Below are 19095 nucleotides of genomic sequence, written 5' to 3'. Positions count from 1 at the left end.
CAGGATTGAAGGGAGAAATTTCATGCTTAGTTATTTTGCACTCATTACCCTGGTTAAGCTGTCAGGTTTACTGATTCCGTTTATCTGGCTGCTGGTTATCGCAGACCGCCGGGGGCGAACTTATGGCATTCTAGCAATTGTATTGCTATTCATTGTTAGTTATGTCAATACCTACTTTAATTTACCGGATCTCGCTTACCCATCCCTGATTGATGGCTGGCTGATGTGGTTCATTGCCGGCATGATCATCGTTGCTGCTTTGCGGCGGTTCATCTATTCGAAAAATGCCGCCACGGCGAGAGAAGAAACCGGCAATGGTGTCGTGGCCCAAGTTGTTCAGCGGTTCACAGGATCATTTGGCTGGATCGGTAAAGTCGCACTGGCAGCCGTGATGGCCGTGATTGTCTTCATTATTTTGGGGAGTGTTACGTCATTAGTCACCCAGATGAATCCACGACCAGCTGTGCAATCGATTAACACCGATATGAACGATGACACCAAGAACGCCCCAATGCCCGTGATCAAGAACAGTGCTGAGACGCCAGTGGTCAACGCGCCACAAACCATTTCGACTGATATGAACAACTCGTTGAACAGTTTCAAAAACTCCAACGTTTACGACTTGAATCACATGCGGGTTCAGATGTTTAAGGGCAAGATGATTTACGTTGCGCCTGTTGAATTCTCTGGCGGTTTCTGGCGCTACATTCATTATTTGAAAGTGCCAGGTTACTTTAGAACCAACGCCACCGATAAGAATGCTGATCCAAAATTTGTCGCCAAACCGATGAAGTACACGCCGAGTGCCTACTTCAACAACGATGCCGACAGACGAATCAGCTCCCACAGTTTGGGCTACTCAATGGTTGGAGCAACTGCTCAACTGGAAATCGATGATAACGGCACGCCCTACTATGTCCGAACACTTGCCAAACCGATTTCATACTTGAACCGTAATTATGACTTCAAACATTATAAAGTCGCGGTCTTGAACACGATTACCGGTAAGGTGAAGGTCTACTCACCAAAGAAAGTCCCAAAGTTCGTTGACATCGCGGTCACCCCTGAATTTGTCAGCAAGGAAGTTTCCATGTTCGGTCGTTACCGTCATGGGTTCTGGAACGCAACTAGCTTTGGTGGCCACAGCGGCGTGATGAAACCGACCACTGCCGGAACTGAAGGTGGCGATAAGCTGACGCCTTATGCTTATAAAGGCCGGGTTTACTACTTCACGGGTATGACCAGTGTTAACGAACATCAGAGTTCGATTCTGGGCTACACCTTTGTGGACGCCCGAACCAACACGCTGCACTACTACCGTGAGCATGGTAACGTGATGACCCCTGAACGGGCGATTTCATATGCTCAGCAAGACATCAACCCGCAGAATTATCGCGGGACACTACCATTGCTATACCGGATCAATGGTGATCCAACTTGGGTCGTTTCAATGTTGGATCGAGATAATAATTCGTTCATGAAATATGTCTATCTGCTAGCCGACGGTAATAACCAAAGCGGCACCTACGCGATTGGTGATGATGCCCAAAGCACCCTGGCAATCTTCGAACAGCGGGTAGAATCCAAGACTGGCGTTACGCCGACCGCCCCAACTGGAAAGACGATTTCAGGAACCATTAACCGGGTCGTTTCGACAAACAACAGTCTGCTGTTTATCCTGAAGAACAATAACCAAGTTTACAAGATTGATACCACCGCCAAGGACTTCAATCCACTACTGCAATTCATCGCGGCGGGTGATCGGGTTAGTTTCAAGGCCGAGACGGTTACCGGCAATAGCCTGGCAACCGCAAATGTCTCCTTATCAACCTTTAAAGATACGTCGTTAACTGCAAAGAAATAATCACAACGAAAAAAGTCTTCATCGAAAACCACTTTTCAAAATGGTTTTTGATGAAGACTTTTTATGATGCATTGGCATCTCGTTTGACAAATTTATCGTGTTCTAATTTCTGTGCCCAAAGGTTAATAAGTAACGAAATAATCATCAGGATCAAAGATAACCACATAATATTATGAAGGCCATGATACAAAATGAGTCTCATTTGCGGCAACAGGTGGTGTGGCAAGGCCCCACTACTGGAAGCGTCACTTAATTCGTTCATCATTTTCATGGTAATCGAACCACCGGATTGACTGACACCGTCACGCAATGCATTATTCATAATGATGCCAAAGATTGAAGCCGTGAACGTCTGACTGAGCATTCGAATCAAAAAACTGAACGAAGTCGCAATCGGAATATCCGTTGGATTCGCATCCTGCTGGACTTTGACCTGAAGTTCATTAAAGCAGGCACCGTTGCCAAATCCCTCAAAGGCACCCGCAACCAGTAATACCCAATACGGTGTCTGAACCCCGGAAATCACCATGATGATAAAAGAAATCATTAGCATCACAATTCCCATGGCGATAACCCGTTGTGGGGACAAAAAGTTTCGGATTGGCGCAACGACTTCGGAACCCAGAAAATCGGTAAAGGCACCAGGAATTTGGGTAGCACCACCAATCAGTGCCGAGGTTGCCAACAGCCCCTGAGCCCACATTGGACTATAAATCAGAAAGGCAATAAAGGCACCCCAGATTAATGTAAACAGGACAAAGTCGATCATCAATGGTAGATTTCGAAACAGTCGGCTTGGAATAATCGGATCGGCCACTTTTTCTTCCAGTACACCCATGACAATCAGAACCATTATTGACAATCCAATCACTGCCAGTACTAAAATCAAGTTGGCATTGCCGATCATTTCAATCCCGGCAAGCAGTCCCACTAATCCAATCGTCATCATGATGGCACCCCGATAGTCAACCGCTTGCGTCTGTCGCCTTTCATGACTGGCTTTGTAATAGATCTCGACCAGAACAATTGAGATCAGACCAATCGGCACGTTTAAATAAAAGACCCAGTGCCAACTGAACGTATCCACAATGTAGCCACCAACTAACGGGCCAATAATCGTTGCCATACTATAACTGGCCGAAACGAATCCCAGAACCTGCATCCGTTTGCGGGGGTTCTTGTACATTCTGGCATAGATAATATATGGTAGGGAAACCGTTCCCCCATTGCCAATCCCCATCAAGGTTCGGGCGAGAATCAAGAAGATAATGTTAGGTGCCATCCCTTGTAGAAATGAACCAACTACAAATAAAGTCGCAGCTAACTGATAGCTGCGCTTATTGCCGATGTGTTCACCCAATTTACTCCATAAAGGCGTACTAACTGCAGTCCCCAACAGGAAGACGGCGACGATCCACCCCATTAATTCAATTCCGTGAAGATCAGATATAATTGCTGGTAAGGCAGTATTAATGGTTGTGTTATCAAGTCCACTCATAGCGTTTGACAGCAAGAGCGCACAGGTCACAATCAAGATATCGCGTTTAGACAAAGTATTCTCCTCTTTCTAATAAAAGTCACTCTTTCTATCCTACAACTTTTATACCGGAATAAGGAAGTGTAAATTTCAAACCGGTATGTATCTCCGAGAAAACATCAATGCAACTTCCGTATCTGCTGGATAAAAATGATATGCTTAAGACATTAAAGGAGGATTCCGCCATGAATAATCTTGAACGAAAAGACAAGCATCTGTTGTATCATCCCGACGTCCCAGAATTGATGGATAAACAACAGGAATATTTAGAGAAATTATATTCATTTAATGCAACAGCACCGAAAGAAACGGCTAAACGTAATCAGTTATTAGCTGAAATGTGTGCTGAAATTGGTGAGAACTGTTACATCGAACCACCTATGCATGCAAATTGGGGTGCGCACCATCTCCATTTGGGCAGTGATGTTTACATCAACTTCAACTTAACTTTGGTTGACGATGATGATATCACTATCGGCAACCATGTGATGATTGGCCCCAACGTGGTTATGACGACCGCTGGGCACCCAGTCCTACCGATTCTTAGGAAGAACGGCTACCAATACAATTTCCCAATCACCCTAAAAGATAACGTCTGGATCGGTTCCGGCGTCCAAATTTTACCAGGCGTGACCATTGGTACCAATTCGGTCATCGGTGCCGGCAGTGTTGTGACTAAAGATATTCCTGATAATGTCGTTGCTTACGGGAATCCCTGCCGAGTGGCCCGGAAAATTAACGATCATGATAAAGAATACTACTTCAAATCGCATCGGTTGGATGTTTGGGAATAAGCATTCACCCAAAAAGCGCCGGTTAGCAGCTGATCAATCATCAGCTTACTAACCGGCGCTCTTTAATACTCAATTTGACTTCAATTTCCTATTTGACAGCATCAATCACTAATAACTTTGAGCTAAAGTCCGCAGATCGATCGGTTCCATGAGTTGCCTTAAGGATATCGTCCAGAACCAGCCCAGCATTCATCAATTCATCACCATAGAATTCTTCGGTGCTACCATTGACGATGTACTTGGTGTCAGGATCAAGCCCAACCACCTTGAAACGAATGTAACCAATATTTGGTCGATTCAACAGTTGATAACGCCCAGCAATCGCGTGCTGCTTGTCTGCGCTGACAACCTCCCAACTCATAACGTTACCGCCATTTTCAAATGGATTATCAATCCGATAGAACTTACCGAATTGGAAGAGCTGGCGATGTGCCTTATAAAAAGCAGTTTGTTCTTTAACCTGTTGCTGTTCTTCGGCAGACATCTTGGTGATATCCAACTCGTAGCCGAAGTCACCGAAGTAAGCAACGTTGGATCGCGTCTCAAGTGACGTAATTCGGCCAACTTGATCATTCGGAACGGCCGAGACATGGGCGCCCATCATCATTTGTGGGTAACCGTATGACGTCCCAAATTGAATCATCATCCGTTCAACGGCATCCGTATCATCGCTGGTCCAAGCTTGAGGGGCGTAGTACATCATCCCCAAGTCAAAACGGCCACCGCCTGATGAGCAGGATTCAAATAGGACATCTGGATAAGTCTTAACCAATCGATCGTACAACTGGTAAACCCCAAGAATGTATCGGTGAGGCATTTCCAATTGGTCATCGGAACTCAGCTGACCGCTGTACGTTTCGGTAATGTTTCGGTTCATATCCCATTTAATATAATCCAGCTTAGTCATATCAATGATCTTACTCATGGCAGAAAAGAGATAATCGACCACTTCAGGACGCGTCATATCCAAAACGAACTGCTGGCGTTCAGGAGAAGCATGCCGCCCAGGTGCGTTGATTAACCAATCCGGGTGTTGTTTGTATAATTCGCTGTCAATCGAAATCATTTCCGGTTCAAACCACAAACCGAATTTTAATCCCAAATCGTGGATTTGATTGGCAAAATTGCCAAAGCCATTGGGGAATTTCGGCTCATTGACAAACCAGTCACCCAGTGAACTATCATCGTTATTTCGATGACCAAACCAGCCGTCATCAAGAACGAACATCTCTAAGCCAAGCTTTTTGGCCGTCTTGGCAAAATCGAGCAATTTAGCCTCATCAAAGTCCATGAAGGTGGCTTCCCAATTGTTAATCAGCGTTGGTCGCTGCTCGTGGGCAAATCGCTGGTTCACAAGGTGCTCCTGATAAAAGGCGCCCATCTGCTGACTTAATTGGTTCATGCCGGCATCCGTATAGCTGAGGACTGCTTCAGGGGTTTGGAAAGTCTCACCCGGCTTGAGATTCCAAGCAAATTCCTGGGGATTGATTCCAACCAATATTCGACTGGCATCGTACTGATCCACTTGAACTTGATCGCGGAAGTTACCAGAATATACCAGATTGAATCCGTAGACCGAACCCGTTGCATCACTTGCAGTCGGACGTGCCAGCATCACAAACGGATTTTGCTGGTGGCTGGAAGTGCCGCGGAGACTACCGACACTTTGAATGCCCGATCTCAAGTGTGTCCGAATCAGGTGCCGCTCGCGAGCCCAAGCACCGGAGAACTGGATGAAATCGTAATCGGCATCCAGCAAGTCAAGCTGGGCACTGGCAGCAGAATTCACCGTTAATTTCTCAGTCCCTTGATTTTGAAACGAGGTGCTGCGAATGATGACATCCTGATGCGGAAAGATGGTGTACTTGAGGTTCATAACCAACCCTAACAGTTGATCTTTCAAGACGATTGTCAGGGTTTGAGCATCATCACCATTATCATCGAACGTTGATGGCTGTCCTTTAAGATGTTTCTTGCCATCAACCAGTTGATACTCCTGATACTTGAACTCTGTAATCCGACTGCCGTTTTCTTGGGTAACCTGATAGGCCGGATCCCGAAAGTCACCTTTTCCCAAGCTGGCGTACTCTTGCTTTAACAGCTGAGGCTGAAGGTCGTGCTGCTCTTGGCGCCACAGTGCCGCTACGTTATGCCAAGTCTTAGTGGCCAAATTGTCATAGGCTGGTTTGGCGTGAACGCGTTTGCCATAATACAGCTGGCCAAGCTCACCGTTCTCCATCACCCGAAAGATATAGCTCGTATGATCCGTCTGCAAGTGAAACAATAAATTCTGATCCTCAATCCTAATTGCCACGTTTATCAATCCCTTTATGAGTTTTGTTAAGCGTTATTTCTGATTCTGATCGTCTTCTGGTTTGGATAATGTCAGTAAGTCATCACCATGGTTGACCTCACCAGATTCAGTCACGTATTTGAAGTTTTGAATATCTTTGTAGTTGTTGATAACGACCATAACAGTATCATCATGCCCCGCCTTCTTGATAGCTGGATCCCAGAATTCAATTAATTCCTGTCCCTGGGTAACGTGCTGGCCCTTTTCAACATATTGAACAAACCCGGTCCCACGCATTTCAACCGTTCCAATTCCAATGTGAATCAGTGTCAAAATGCCACTGTCAGAACGAAGTCCAATTGCGTGACGGGTTGGGAAGGTTGCCTCAACGGTTCCGTCAAATGGGGCATAGACTTTCCCGTCAGATGGCTTGATCGCAAATCCTTTGCCCATATTACCCGAAGCAAAGTTTTGGTCAGAAACATCAGAGAGTGAAAGCATGGTTCCACTAATCGGTGCTTGGTACGTGGTATCTCCAGCAACTTCTTTAACGATGTCAGCCATTGATTCTTCACCGTTGGTTTCCAAATGCTCATTCCAAGTCTTTTCAAGTTCATCGACAATCTTGGCATGTTCCTTTTCGTCCAGAGTGACCTTCTTGAAGAAGATGAAGGTTCCACTGAGAATCAGCAATGCAGGAACCCCAAACATGAACAACTTAAAGATGATCTGGCCGTGAGTCGTAATATCGCTGGCAGTTGCCCCAGCCGTCATTCCTGCCAATGCGGCAGCAATTCCGACAACCCAGTTGGAAAGCGCACCACCCAATTTATCAAGCAGCGGACGAACAGCTAGGGTTAATGATTCATCACGGTGTCCAAATTTCAACTGACCATACTCAACCGAATCACTCAAGATCATCAACACAACCAAGAAAATAAGGGGTTGTGGAATATAGAAGAGAATTGCGGCAAGCAGAACCAATGGTAATGAAGTGCCAGCAAAAGTGAACAGGATAATCGATACGATCATAATGCTAATGGATAGGAAGAAAACATTTCGACGACTGTACTTTTGGGCCAATGGCGGGAACAATAGAACTGAAATAATTCCGATCACCATATTCAGTGAAGCCAATATTGAAAATTCGTTTGGTTTACCGATGATATAGGTGAAGTAGTACAGCTCCAAAGAGTTAGTAATCGCAATTCCTGAAGTGTACAACCCATAGGTGAGCGACAGCCACATTAACTGGTCGTTGCGACCCAAAACCTTGAACACATCGCGCATCCGAGTCTTTTCAGTATTCTTACGTAACAGTGAGTCATTTTCTTTGGTTCCCATGGCAACCACAATTGCTGACAACCAGGAAATCAGACCGATAATCGCACCAAACATGAACCAGCCTCGTAGGTCACCTTGGCCGTGATTGGCATTAATTGAGAATAAAACAACCAACGGCATCACAATAACACCCACAATGTTGGCACCAATGTTAGAACCGACACGGGCAAAGGTTGCCGTTTTTTCACGCTCTGCTGAATCAAAGGAGATGGCAGGAATCATTGACCAGAAACCAACGTCCTTAAATGAGTAGAAAATATCCATTGTGATATACAGAACCCCAAAGATTAAGAGGTAGAGTAATGGATTAGATTGGTTCAGGCCGCCCATGTTAGTGAACAAAATGGCCAGCGCAATGGAACCAACCGTCCCACCAGCAAGAATCCAGGGCTTAAAATAGCCCCATTTCGTTTCAGTATTATCAATCGTGTTTCCAATGAATGGATCAATGGCTAATTCAACGAATCGTAAAAGTGAAATAATCGTGGTGATCCAAAAAATCATCTTATCATTTTGTCCACCTGCACTTTTATCAAACAAGTGAGAGGTCACAAACATAATAAAGTAAGTCGATAAGGTGGCGTAGAACATATCGTGACCGAACGCACCAAATGAGTACGACAATCGTGAGGTGATTCTGCGGCCAGTGGTAATATTGCTGTTACTTGCCATAAAGATAGTTTCCCATAAAAATAAATTTTAAAAAATAATTGCTATCTAGAATGTAAACGTTTACAGTTAAATTGTCAATAAATTTTATTAAAACAACTGATATATTTATTAAAACATTTAATTGTGTTTAACTTGACTTAAATGACTTAACTGAGGAGTGAAGATGAATGGCTACAATCAAAGACATTTCCAGACTGGCGCAGGTGTCACCAGGTACGGTATCACGGGCGTTGAGACCCGATAAGAGCGATTATGTCGCCAAGGAAACCCGGGATAAGGTGCGCGAGGTTGCCGATAAATTAGGTTATGAGTATTCACTGCAGCCCAAGCCCGATAAGAATCAACTCAACTTTGCCCTGCTGACTACCCTCAGTCTCGAAGAAGAAACTCGGGATGAATATTGGCGCTTTATCCGCAGAGGCGTCTATGAGGCAGCTGAATCCCAAAACATCAATATTAAACGCGTTATTCGCATGGATGAAGGCGTTGATCCCCAGACATTGGGAGAATGCGATGCAGTCATTATCGTCGGGACACTCTCACCAACTGGCATCAACACGATCAAATCAGTCAACCGCAACGTCGTTCTTGTCGACGGCGGCAGCAACGCCAACGACCAGGTGGACGTTGTCGATACAAACTTAGCCGAAGTCACCACTCAAGCCCTCACCGAAATGGCCAAACAGTCTCAAACAATCTCAAACAATCGGTTTCATCGGCGGTTCCCGCCATGAAACCAACTTGGACGGCAGCCGCGGTCAAGTCATCGAGGACACGCGAACACTGGCTTACCAACAATGGTGTACCATCAATCATCGCCAACCAATTATTCAGTTAACAGATTGGACAACCAGACAGTCGATGGCCGCAACTGATACATTACTCAACGAGTACGGCAGCCAGCTGGATGGACTGCTGGTTGCCTCTGATCCACTGTCGATCGGCGTCATGAAAGGGCTGGCCAAACACGACGTCACTGCTGGAAAAGATGTGCAGCTCATCAGTTACGATGACCTGGAATTTGCGTCATACCTGACACCATCCCTCACCAGCATTTGGCTGCCCAAAGTTGAGTTGGGCTACGCCGCAGTCCTGCACGCCGAAACATTGGTCAAGTTCCCACGTCACTGGCACGTCAGAAATATCATCCCTGGTCAATTTCATTACCGCGAGACGTTCAATCTCGATTAGTTTTGCGGCCGATCCCTAACTGTTCCTGCTGGTGAACGATAATCCGCTGCCAGATACTCTTCAAAATGAGGTAGCCAAACACGACGCCAACCAAGGCGCTCAAGAAGAAGCTGGGAATAAACAGGTAAATGGCACCCGTGGTTCCCATCATCCAACTGGCGATTGGGTAAGCAACAATTGCGCCAATAATACCGGTACCGATCAGTTCACCAAACGCGGCAACAATCAGTTGGTTGGTCTTTTGGAACAGCCAGCCGACACAAAAAGCCCCGATCATGCTTCCCGGAAACGCCAAGATCGTTCCGGTTCCCAGTAGGTTGCGAATTAGAGAAGTAATGAAGGCTTGGGTAACCGCCCACCAGGGACCAACCAACACTCCGGAGATCAGGTTAATCAAATGCTGCATTGGGGCCACCTTGGCAACACCGACGGTAAATTCAAACATACTGCCGCCGACTACCCCAATTGCCGATAAAATCGCCGTTAGCACCATTTTATAAGTCATATTTTTTTGCATGAAAAAGCCTCCTTTCGTTCGATAACAAAAAGAGGCTGTTCGCTTCTTCCAACACTTTCCTACGCTGGTATCAACCAGATCAGGTTCAAAGGGTCCGTTAACGTTTCGTCTCAGCCAATTGGCTCCCCTAATGTTATCTCGTATTTAATTTTGACACTTCATTAAGTATAACCGAAAATACTGGGCTTGTCGGTTATTTGGCATGTTCATTCTGTTGCCGGTCGATCATTGCCTGGTGAACAGCTTGGATAACCGGAACAGTCGGCATCCGCTGCCCAGTCCACTCCAGAAATGAACCTGCCGCTTGGTTCACCAGCATGCCAATCCCATTATATGTATGACAGTGACGTTTTTTGGCGGCGCGAATAAACGGGGTTTCAAGGGGAAAATAAATGGCATCTGACACAACGTGTTGCGGCGTTAATTGCGCCATCGCCCCTTCGCCGACAGGCAGCGACTGGTCGCCGGCCATCCCAATATTGGTGGCATTAGCAATAATCCGGCTTTCGGAAAAGGCCTTTTCAATCAAAGACTCATCCTCATAGGGCAGCACTTTGACAACATCTGACCAGCTCTCCGGTTGTTCCCTTCGAGCATCAAAAAGGTCGTTGGTTCGCTTAAAAACGTATACCTGCTTGGCACCGGCATCGACGGCAGCAGAAATAATCGCCCGACCGGCGCCTCCCGCACCGAGCACGGTGACGACTGCTTCATCAATGGCAATATTATCCTGCTTTAATGCGTCGACCCAGCCCTGACCATCGGTGCTGTCGCCAATCAATTTGCCATCTCGGTTAATCACCGTATTAACGGCTTGGAGTCGCTCAGCTCTAGGCGTAATCTCATCTAGTAACGGCAGCACGTCAGTTTTTAGCGGCATCGACAAATTAAAGCCGCCAATGTGCATGGCCCGCATTGCCGCCAAGCTGTCAGCCAGCCCAGCAGACGTCACGTCAAATGCCAAATAAATCCCATTAATTCCTGTCACATCAAAGCTGGTGTTATGAATCAGCGGTGACAAGCTGTGCGCAGCTGGATGTGCCAACAAACCATACAATTTTGTGTGTCCATCGATCATGTTAATCCCTCCGCAATGACATCTTGACGACTAGATTCTGGTTAATGACCTCGGCAACTTGAAGTGGTGTTAAGTCGTCTGTCGCCACCCGAAAATCGCTAACCTGCTCATATTTCAGATCCCTACGACCTTTTAAGTCAACCAAGCCGTTTAACCCGAGCTGTTTTGCCAACGGCCGCTCAGTGTCACTGGCCAATCGGCGAATAATGGTCTCCGGCATCACATCAAGCAGGACCACCGGAATCTCGGTTGCCTGAAGCAGCTCAAAATTAGCTGTTTGAATGGGTGTCCCACCACCGGTCCCCAAAATGCCATCATCTTTAAGCGCTTTTTTCAAGGCATCGTGTTCCAGCTGACGAAATGTCGGCTCGCCATCCTCGGCAAAAATTTGTTTGATCGATTTGCCGGCACTTGAGACAATCATATCGTCCAAATCATGATAGGGAATCCCGAGCTTTTGGGCCAATAAGGTGCCAACTGTTGTCTTCCCACTTCCCATAAACCCAACCAATATTGCTTTCATAGGCTTCCTCCTTAATTATCCAAAGACCGTCTGATCCGCTGTGCTTTGGCAAAAGCAGCAAGGATCGCTGTTTCATCTTGCTGTTCGATTGCCTGCTGCATTTTTGCCAGCTTCGCTTGAAATTCAGCCAATTCCGAGCTGATTGCTTTTGAATTGCTCATCATAATCGCCGTCCACATTTTTGGATCCGACGCGGCAATTCGGGTTGTGCTCTTGAAACCACCGGCAGCCGCCGTTAACCCGATCGGATCAGCAGCCAAACTGTCAGCAACATTGTTGACTAGGGTAGCTGCAACCACGTGAGGCAGATGGCTCAGTTCGCTAACCAGTTTGTCATGAGTTTCCGCCGTAATCGTCGTCCATTCAACATTAGCCGCTTGTAGAAACTGCTTAAAATCGCGAAGTTGCTGGTCAGTTTGTGAACCAGTTACCAGAAAGTATTTAGCGCCACTAAATAGGTCAATTGAGCCATTTTGGCCGCCAGTTAAATGTGAGCCGGCCATTGGATGACCCCCGAGAAAAGAAACGCCCTTTCGTGTAAGTGCCTCAGCTTGTGCCATGATAGCCTGCTTGGTACTGCCGACGTCGGACACTAGGACCTGATCCTTTAGTTTCAGCTGGGCCAACTGGTCAATCTGACTCAAGATAACAGACACCGGTCCTGCCAAGATAATCAGATCTGCTTTTGGTGCCGCCTCTGTAAAGTCCGCCCGCTTGTTGATGATATGATGATCCAGTAAAAACTGAGCAGAATCATCATCGGGGTCGCTGCCGATGATCTCAACAGTAGGATCTCCATCCTTGATGATTCGGGCAATTGAGCTGCCAATTAGCCCTAGGCCACTGATTAAAACCGTCTTCATCGATGCTCACCTCGATATCAAAGTTGCCAAATCATCAAAGAATTCCGGGTAGGAAATGTTGATGCTGTCGGCACCTGTCAGGGTTAATGGCTGATTCACCAACAAAGCGGCGGTCGCCATCACCATTCCGATCCGGTGATCCCCATGACTGTCTAATTGTGAATCCACCACCCGCCATGGTTTGCGGCCATCAATAACAAAGCCGTCATCGAGTTCTTGAATGTCAATTCCCATCTTGTTGAATTCTGTCACAATGGCGGAAATCCGATCGGTTTCTTTAACCCGCAGTTCGCCGGCGCCAGTAATTTTACTAACGCCCTTGGCTTTGGCTGCCAATAAAGCAACTAGTGGCAACTCATCAATCACCGCCGGAATTTCAGCCGCACCAATCTCAATGGGGTGCAACTCAGCTGCTTCTACGGTCAAGTCTGCTGTGGGCTCACCCATGGTTTGTTCATTTGAAAGACTGATCTTGCCCCCCATTCGTTTCAAAATCGAATATAAACCGGTTCTGGTATCGTTCATCCCAACGTTTCTTAAAGTGATTTTTGAACCGGGAACCAGGCTGGCCGCAACCATAAAGAAAGCGGCTGAAGACATATCGCCCGGAACGTTCAGGGTAATGCCGTGCATGTGGGGTTGTGGATGGACGGTAATCGTCACGTCATCAGACTCAGTCTCAATCTCCGCGCCAAATGCCCGCAACATCTTTTCGGTATGGTTTCTGGTGGGCTGCTTTTCAACCAGGATTGAAACGCCATCAGCCTGCAATCCAGCTAAGATGAGGGCACTTTTAACTTGAGCACTGGCAACTTTTAGATGATAGTCAACACCGTGTAATTTCTCACCATTAATAACGGCAGGCAGATGACCGTCAGTCACCTCAATATTGGCGCCCATCTCTGCCAAGGGGTCACTCACCCGTTTCATTGGCCGTTTTGATAACGAAGCGTCACCGGTTAACTCACTGGGAAAATCTTGGCCGGCGAGCAGCCCCATGATCAACCGGGTAGTGGTGCCGGAATTGCCCATATCAAGTGGCTGTTCTGCCTGCTTGAGTCCGTGAAGGCCAACCCCTTGAATCGTGACTGTCTCCCCGTCTCTGGTGATTGGCACCCCCAGTTGCTGAAACGCTTTAAGCGTGGAAAGACAATCTTCTGCAGTTAAAAAGTGATGAAGGACCGTTGTTCCCTCACTAATGGCGCCAAACATGATGCCACGGTGAGAAATACTCTTGTCTCCGGGAACCGCCAATTCGCCATGAAGGCCGTTTTGAAGACTTCCTTGGAGCTGTTTGGTTGATGTAGTTTTAACTTTTTCCATCGGAACCTCCTAAAATTTTTTCAGCTCTTCTTGGTATTGATCGAGCTGTTCTTGTAATCGTTGCAGATTATCGCCATCAAATTTGTCAGTCAGTGCCTTTGCCAATTCAATGGCAACCACGCTTTCAATCACGATGGAGGCTGGCACAATCGCCGTTGTATCTGACCGCTCCACGTTAGCCTTCTTCACTTCTTTAGTCTGAATGTCAACGCTTTGAAGCGGCTTGTACAGAGTCGGAATCGGTTTCATAGCTGCCTTAACGATGATTGGCATGCCATTGGTCATCCCGCCCTCGAAGCCGCCAAGATGATCGGAGTTTCTGAAGAAGCCCTGATCTTTTTTCCAATCAATTTCGTCCATCACTTGACTGCCAAAACTGGTAGCCGCTTTGAAGCCATCACCAATTTCAACGCCCTTCATCGCGTTGACCCCCATTACAGCAGCAGCTAGCTTACCGTCCAATTTGGTATCCCAACTAATATAGCTACCGAGGCCAGCGGGCACGTTGGTGGCAACGACGCGGATAATGCCTCCCAGCGTGTCGCCATCACGCTTGGTTTGATCGATCAAATCATGAATTGGACTAACCTTAGACTGGTCAATGATTCGCAGGTCATTTTGGCTGATTGCCGCTTCAATCTTCTCCACATCGAGTTCAGGATTTTCATCAGTGGAGATTTGGCCAATCTGTTCAACATAACCAACAATATTAATGCCCAACTGTTGTAAAAATTGCTTGCAAACGGCGCCGATTGCGACACGGATTGCCGTTTCCCGAGCTGAAGAACGCTCCAAGACATTTCGAAGATCTTCGTGACGATATTTCATTCCGCCCACCAAATCAGCGTGGCCTGGACGAGGACGCTCAACTTTTCTTAAGGTGTTCTCCGCGGTTTGTGGACTGACCGGATCCATAATTTGGCTCCAGTGGGCGTGATCACGATTATTCACCACCAATGCAATCGGCGAACCAAGGGTCATCCCATGGCGGACGCCGCCTGTAATGGCCACTTCATCGTGTTCAATTTTCTGTCGGTTACCACGGCCATAACCACCTTGGCGTTTTTTTAGTTGGGCATTAATCGCATCAACGTCCAAATGCAGCCCGGAAGGAATCCCTTCAATAATACCGGTCAATTGTAGTCCATGGGATTCTCCAGCAGTTAAATAATTCATCATTTAGTCTCCTCGTTTTGCATTAATTCGTGTTGGTAATCACGTGAGTTTTTTAAGATTTCTTGGAATATCTTTTGCAGATACTTGCGGGTTCCAGGATCCGAGTCCAGTTGGGCGACCTGGTCCAGAACCCGTTTCTCACGGTCACTATCAAGGACCTGGAGATGGGTTTTCTCCTTTATCTGCCCAATCAATGCCGATGTCTGAAATCGCTGCTTCAGCAAGTCAACAATGCCTTGATCCAATTGGTTAATTTGTTCGCGTGCTGCTTGAATTGCCTGATTGTCACTTTCGGCTGCCATTTCAATTTTGTTTGTCATCATTAACACCTCTCATTGCCATCAAAAAAACCAGCTAGATATGGTATCCAGCTGGTTTACTAAATTCGTAAAGAATTATAACTCACCCAGCCAGACTATGACGTCTAGTGGGCTCAACAAAGCATTGACTCTGCACCACTTGGACGCGAACGCTCAAATTTGCGTCCGCTCCAAAGCGGACACTACTTAAAGTAGGCATAGTCAAAATAATAGGCTGAAGTTTCAGTAATTTGCTTTGTCATGGTTATCAATTCCTCTCGTAAAAGTTGTATTAATTAAAACATATTAGAAATTATTCGTCAAACCTAATCGTTCACTCATTGGATTTTAATTCCCAAGCGCAAGGCCAGTGCTAAATAGCAGCACTCACTTTACTTGGCGCAGCTTGTTGCTCAGTCTCAGTGGCAACAGCCTGTTGGTGGACACAGATCCCATTTTGATAAACGTCTTTGTCGTGCTGAATGACACTAATATCATTCACCGGGTTTTCTGCCATTGAAATAAAATCAGCGTAGTTGCCGGCAACAATTTGGCCATACTCATCATCAACGTGCATCGCTCTGGCGCAATTGATGGTGGCCGAGTCGATCGCTTGAGCAGGGGTCATGCCGGCCTTCTCAACATATAATTCCATTTCGTAGGCACTTTCGCTTCTGAAACCATTGTATGGGGTTCCAGCATCCGTTCCCATCGCGATTGGAATGCCTGCTTGAACGGCTTTAGTAATGCTGGCAAAATGTTTCTTGATGTTGACAATGACTTTTTCTCTTGCCCAGTCGGGAACAGTGTCTTTCCCATATTTGTAGATCGCGTACATCGCATTCATGGTTGGCACCACCACCGTGCCGTGCTCTTTCATCATCGCAATTGTTTCATCATCAATGTCAAATGCATGCTCAACCGTATCAAAGCCGGCTTCAACAGCTTCTTTAACCCCAGCATTTCCTTGAGCGTGGGCTGCAGCTGTCTTACCTTTGTGATGCGCCTCGACAACGGCCGTTCTGGCTTCCTCGGGGGTAAATTGAATATCGTCAGGCGTTTCGCCGTTTTTAAGAACGCCGCCAGTAACCATCATTTTAATATTGTCGACACCATTCTTCATGGCCTGGCGAACGCCTTTTCTAACCTCGTCGACGCCATCAACTTCATAACCGCCACCCGATCCATGACCGCCGGTAATTGAAAAGGCTTTGCCGGACGTCATCACCTTTGGCCCTTTAATCCAACCTTTCTCCTGCATTTTCTTGACTTCAATATCAATGTCAAAGGCAGCGCCAACGTTTCTAATGTAAGTAATCCCGTGATCGATTGCATCTGCCATATTTTTCACGGCAAACATCGTATTAAATTCGTGGGAATCGGAATGGCGCTGTTCTTTGCCGTCATTCCACCAATAGGTTGGAATGCTGGTGATATGGGTATGGGCGTTCATGATTCCTGGCATCACATAGCGACCGTGCATATCGGAAACCTCATTGACAACTTGGTTTATGGAACTGCCATTGCCAACTTCGACAATCTTGCCGGTATCGGTATCAACGACCATATGCTGGTTAGCGATAAAGTTCTGTTTCTCATGGTTGTAAATTGCGACATTCGTATAATTGATTTTTGTCATAATAAATCTTCCTTTCGCTGTAAAATGCTTGGTTGCAGACTAACTGAGATGGGACATTTTTAGAATTTGTTAACTGGGATGCCATGGCAACCACCTCCTTGTGTGGGAATTTCTTTTTCGTTGAAGATTTCTTTTTACTGTTGTGGAAATGTGGTTCGAATTAGCTTAGAGCAAAGGCATGGTTGTTGGGTTCTTATGGGCTCCTCCGGCCTTTAAAATATGCTTCGATGGGCCGACTTTGGGATTCAGTCACCCCGGGTCTCAGACCAAAAGCACGTTTGTTAGATTCTCATGTGCTCCCTTCGGCCTTTAAAATACGCTCCGACGGGCCTGACCCTAACTTCCAAGTGCACTTTGATTAAAGTCCCAAGCCCAGGGACTTCAATCAAAGTACCCTTGGAAACCGGGTCAACCAGCCCTCGTCGCGCTCTACTTCCAATAAGCATACTGCAACTTCCCAGACTGGCCCGACATTGCATCCCACTTCAAACCGCCGACCTTACTGCTGATCAAATGTGCCTGCGAAGCTTGATACGTTGGCGCTACAGCTGCGATTGACATCAAGCGCTTATCTGCTTATTTTTCAAAGTCCCAGCGCTGGTTGGCGTCGTACTTGGTTGTATCATCAACTTTATTCATCAAATCATCATACTGTTGATCTTTGAATTTTGAGAAGTTAATGGTGTTGTTGCTGCGCAAACCGTCCAAGAAGTTTTGCGCATCCGGATAGTCAGGACCCCAACCAACCGTGCAAATATCGAAGTCCGTAGAGAAGTCGCGCGTTACATGAGTCGCATGGGGAACAGATTCAATATTGATGGTCAAGCCCTTCAGATTGTTTGAAACGGCGCCTTGGACATATTCCGCGAGTTTCTTTTCGGTGTCGGTATCATCCACCAGGAAATCAAGTGAAATTTTGTCCTTACCAATCTCCTTTTGCGCCTTTGCCCAATATTGCTTGGCCTTAGTGGTATCGGTTGGTGCCTGGTCGCCCATTTCTGTCGTGAAATCTTCGCCGGTTTTCGGATCCTTGGCGTAATTCTTTGGGACAATATTGTTGGCGCCAATAGAGCCATCCTGCAAGACATCTTTTGCCAATTGATCCTGATCGATGACCATGCTGATGGCCTTTCTCAGGTTTTCGTTTGAAGTGGCTTTCTTCTTATCGTTGAAGTAAATATAATTATTTCGACCCGTTTCAGTGACCACCAGATTTTTGTTGTTCTTATTTTGTTTCACATATTGTCCAGTCAAGCTGGTCAAGTCGATTTGGCCGCCGTTAAACATATTTTGCGCAGTGTTATTATCTTTAACAACTGTCACATCAACTTCAGGGATTTTAACGTTTTTGGCATCCCAATAGTGCTTATTCTTTTCATACTTCCATGAATCATTACTGCCGTTCCAACCCGTGATGGTGTATGCGCCGTTCGCCACAGTCGTCTCTGAACTGGTTCCATAATGACTGCCATACTTCTTGATAGCCGCACTTTGAATCGGATAGAAGTTAGTGAACTCATAATTCATAAATGGCACTGGCTTGGTTAGTTTAATCGTAAATGTGCGATCGTTTACCGCGTGAATCCCCAGCTTACTTGGATCAGCCTTGCCGTTATTAACGGCAGCAAAGTTTTCAATATATTGAATAGACGTCGTCTGTTGGGACTTGGTTTTCGGATCAGCCTGCCGGTCAATCGAGTTGACAAAATCTTCTGACTTGATTGGTGAACCGTCCTGCCACTTAGCATCCTTCTTGATATTAAATGTGTACTTAGTGCCGTTATCAGTTGGTTTGACAACCTTGTCAACGACCCCGTCAGCAATTTTATTAGGGTCTAGAATTTTTGGTGTTGGAAAGTATTTCCATTCCAAAAGTACTAGGCCCTTTTTGATAACAAAAAAAGGCATCTAAGCCTCCCTAGTGCTATGCTTTAAGCGACGAAACTCAAGATAAGCGGGGTAGGAATAGATGTCTCAACTAG

Annotated in this window: 15 protein-coding genes, 1 pseudogene and 1 riboswitch; of the genes and pseudogenes, 4 read left to right on the top strand and 12 right to left on the bottom strand. The window is 46.3% G+C overall.

What is annotated here, in order from left to right; translation table 11 throughout:
- The first annotated feature begins 22 nt into the window (after nt 1-22).
- Nucleotides 23-1864 carry a hypothetical protein gene (locus tag LPKJCM_RS01040; RefSeq protein ID WP_057963306.1) on the top strand — a complete coding sequence of 614 codons (1842 nt, stop codon included), beginning with the start codon at nt 23-25 and terminating at the stop codon, nt 1862-1864.
- Between the two features lie 61 nt (nt 1865-1925).
- Here the strand turns inward: LPKJCM_RS01040 and LPKJCM_RS01035 are convergent, their stop codons facing one another.
- Nucleotides 1926-3416 (bottom strand): MFS transporter, encoded by a 1491-nt coding sequence (locus LPKJCM_RS01035; RefSeq protein ID WP_087069502.1) that lies wholly within the window; start codon nt 3414-3416, stop codon nt 1926-1928.
- 170 nt (nt 3417-3586) lie between these two features.
- On the opposite strand from LPKJCM_RS01035, the gene LPKJCM_RS01030 reads away from it, so the two are divergent.
- Nucleotides 3587-4195, top strand: coding sequence for a sugar O-acetyltransferase (locus tag LPKJCM_RS01030; protein ID WP_057963307.1), 609 nt, complete (start codon nt 3587-3589; stop codon nt 4193-4195).
- Between the two features lie 88 nt (nt 4196-4283).
- On the opposite strand, the gene LPKJCM_RS01025 is transcribed toward LPKJCM_RS01030, so the two are convergent.
- Complete coding sequence (locus LPKJCM_RS01025) at nt 4284-6509, bottom strand: alpha-galactosidase (protein ID WP_057963308.1); 2226 nt, start codon at nt 6507-6509, stop codon at nt 4284-4286.
- A gap of 33 nt (nt 6510-6542) precedes the next feature.
- Entirely contained in the window at nt 6543-8504 is a 1962-nt protein-coding gene (locus LPKJCM_RS01020; RefSeq protein WP_057963309.1) for a sugar MFS transporter, read from the bottom strand.
- Nucleotides 8505-8671: 167 nt separating this feature from the next.
- Here LPKJCM_RS01020 and LPKJCM_RS13360 point away from each other — a divergent pair, with 167 nt between their 5' ends.
- Together LPKJCM_RS13360 and LPKJCM_RS13355 are read left to right on the top strand one after the other, a co-directional pair.
- A complete protein-coding gene (locus tag LPKJCM_RS13360; protein ID WP_225364073.1) occupies nt 8672-9238 on the top strand; it encodes a LacI family DNA-binding transcriptional regulator in 567 nt (188 codons plus the stop codon).
- A 7-nt stretch (nt 9239-9245) separates the two neighbouring features.
- Nucleotides 9246-9695, top strand: a complete 450-nt coding sequence (locus tag LPKJCM_RS13355) for a substrate-binding domain-containing protein (RefSeq protein WP_240034622.1) — start codon at nt 9246-9248, stop codon at nt 9693-9695.
- Here the strand turns inward: LPKJCM_RS13355 and thiW are convergent.
- The 9 genes and pseudogenes from thiW to LPKJCM_RS00970 all read right to left on the bottom strand — a co-directional run.
- Entirely contained in the window at nt 9682-10212 is a 531-nt protein-coding gene (gene thiW, locus LPKJCM_RS01010) for an energy coupling factor transporter S component ThiW (RefSeq protein ID WP_057963310.1), read from the bottom strand. The two genes, LPKJCM_RS13355 and thiW, sit on opposite strands and share 14 nt — an antisense overlap.
- A gap of 39 nt (nt 10213-10251) precedes the next feature.
- Nucleotides 10252-10351: riboswitch (TPP riboswitch) on the bottom strand.
- Between the two features lie 54 nt (nt 10352-10405).
- On the bottom strand, nt 10406-11290 hold the full coding sequence (aroE, locus tag LPKJCM_RS01005) for a shikimate dehydrogenase (protein ID WP_057963311.1): 885 nt from the start codon (nt 11288-11290) through the stop codon (nt 10406-10408).
- A gap of 1 nt (nt 11291) precedes the next feature.
- On the bottom strand, nt 11292-11813 hold the full coding sequence (locus LPKJCM_RS01000; protein ID WP_057963312.1) for a shikimate kinase: 522 nt from the start codon (nt 11811-11813) through the stop codon (nt 11292-11294).
- Nucleotides 11814-11824: 11 nt separating this feature from the next.
- Nucleotides 11825-12676, bottom strand: coding sequence for a prephenate dehydrogenase (locus LPKJCM_RS00995; protein ID WP_057963313.1), 852 nt, complete (start codon nt 12674-12676; stop codon nt 11825-11827).
- A gap of 6 nt (nt 12677-12682) precedes the next feature.
- Nucleotides 12683-13999, bottom strand: coding sequence for a 3-phosphoshikimate 1-carboxyvinyltransferase (aroA, locus tag LPKJCM_RS00990; RefSeq protein ID WP_057963314.1), 1317 nt, complete (start codon nt 13997-13999; stop codon nt 12683-12685).
- Nucleotides 14000-14008: 9 nt separating this feature from the next.
- Nucleotides 14009-15178: a chorismate synthase gene (aroC, locus tag LPKJCM_RS00985; RefSeq protein WP_057963315.1), complete on the bottom strand. Its 1170-nt coding sequence runs from the start codon at nt 15176-15178 to the stop codon at nt 14009-14011.
- A complete protein-coding gene (locus LPKJCM_RS00980) occupies nt 15175-15495 on the bottom strand; it encodes a chorismate mutase (RefSeq protein ID WP_057963316.1) in 321 nt (106 codons plus the stop codon). Before LPKJCM_RS00980 ends, aroC begins: the two co-directional genes overlap by 4 nt.
- Nucleotides 15496-15847: 352 nt before the next feature.
- A complete protein-coding gene (locus LPKJCM_RS00975; protein ID WP_057963317.1) occupies nt 15848-17113 on the bottom strand; it encodes a metal-dependent hydrolase family protein in 1266 nt (421 codons plus the stop codon).
- A 429-nt stretch (nt 17114-17542) separates the two neighbouring features.
- Nucleotides 17543-18943: pseudogene (locus LPKJCM_RS00970) on the bottom strand (peptide ABC transporter substrate-binding protein); the annotation flags it as partial.
- Between the last annotated feature and the right edge of the window lie 152 nt (nt 18944-19095).

Source organism: Lentilactobacillus parakefiri (assembly GCF_002157585.1).
Taxonomy (GTDB): Bacteria; Bacillota; Bacilli; order Lactobacillales; family Lactobacillaceae; genus Lentilactobacillus; species Lentilactobacillus parakefiri.
The sequence above is the reverse complement of the archived record's forward strand: the minus strand, read 5'-3'. Positions and strand labels throughout refer to the sequence as shown.

Coding starts and splice junctions, on each gene's coding strand:
- LPKJCM_RS01040 (WP_057963306.1), top strand. CDS start 23: ATGCTTAGTTATTTTGCACTCATTACCCTGGTTAAGCTGTCAGGTTTA.
- LPKJCM_RS01030 (WP_057963307.1), top strand. CDS start 3,587: ATGAATAATCTTGAACGAAAAGACAAGCATCTGTTGTATCATCCCGAC.
- LPKJCM_RS01020 (WP_057963309.1), bottom strand. CDS start 8,504: ATGGCAAGTAACAGCAATATTACCACTGGCCGCAGAATCACCTCACGA.
- LPKJCM_RS13360 (WP_225364073.1), top strand. CDS start 8,672: ATGGCTACAATCAAAGACATTTCCAGACTGGCGCAGGTGTCACCAGGT.
- thiW (WP_057963310.1), bottom strand. CDS start 10,212: ATGCAAAAAAATATGACTTATAAAATGGTGCTAACGGCGATTTTATCG.
- aroE (WP_057963311.1), bottom strand. CDS start 11,290: ATGATCGATGGACACACAAAATTGTATGGTTTGTTGGCACATCCAGCT.
- LPKJCM_RS01000 (WP_057963312.1), bottom strand. CDS start 11,813: ATGAAAGCAATATTGGTTGGGTTTATGGGAAGTGGGAAGACAACAGTT.
- LPKJCM_RS00995 (WP_057963313.1), bottom strand. CDS start 12,676: ATGAAGACGGTTTTAATCAGTGGCCTAGGGCTAATTGGCAGCTCAATT.
- aroA (WP_057963314.1), bottom strand. CDS start 13,999: ATGGAAAAAGTTAAAACTACATCAACCAAACAGCTCCAAGGAAGTCTT.
- aroC (WP_057963315.1), bottom strand. CDS start 15,178: ATGATGAATTATTTAACTGCTGGAGAATCCCATGGACTACAATTGACC.
- LPKJCM_RS00980 (WP_057963316.1), bottom strand. CDS start 15,495: ATGACAAACAAAATTGAAATGGCAGCCGAAAGTGACAATCAGGCAATT.
- LPKJCM_RS00975 (WP_057963317.1), bottom strand. CDS start 17,113: ATGACAAAAATCAATTATACGAATGTCGCAATTTACAACCATGAGAAA.